A 569-nucleotide genomic window follows, 5' to 3' on the forward strand; every position below is an offset into this window, starting at 1 on the left:
GGGTTTTGCCAGTGTGGCGTGGGGTGACGGCGGCACCGCCATCGGTACCGAAAGTCTTGCCTACGGTGGCGACAGCACGGCAGTGGGCGCGAATGCGGCTGCGGCCGATACCGGCTCGATTGCGGTGGGCACCTACGCAAATGCATTTGGTCCGCGTGCCATTTCGCTCGGCGGCCAATCCAGGGCGACCGGCGATGAAAGCATCGCACTGGGTTGGGAAGCGAGCGCATTCGGTACGCAGAGCGTCAGCCTGGGCGGCGGTGCGGTGGCATCTGCCGACAACAGTGTCGCGCTGGGTGCAGGTTCGATCGCCGATCGCGCCAACACGGTGTCGGTGGGCAGCGCCGGCAACGAGCGCCAGGTCGCCAACGTCGCCGCCGGCAGCGCCGACACCGATGCGGTCAACGTGGCGCAACTGCGCGCCGGCAACACCGCCACCCTGAGCAGCGCCAACGCCTACACCAACACCCGCATCACCGCGCTGGACGACAGCTTCAACCAGTTGCGCACCGACACCGCGCATCGCCTGGACGGCATGGACCGGCGCATGGACCGGCTCCGCGCGATGA

General features: G+C 68.2%; 1 pseudogene. It reads left to right on the forward strand.

From position 1 onward, the window contains the following. Positions 1–569, forward strand: a pseudogene (locus tag CSC70_RS14260) (YadA family autotransporter adhesin); the annotation flags it as partial.

It is taken from the genome of Pseudoxanthomonas kalamensis DSM 18571, assembly GCF_010211745.1.
In the GTDB taxonomy this organism is placed as follows: domain Bacteria; phylum Pseudomonadota; class Gammaproteobacteria; order Xanthomonadales; family Xanthomonadaceae; genus Pseudoxanthomonas_A; species Pseudoxanthomonas_A kalamensis.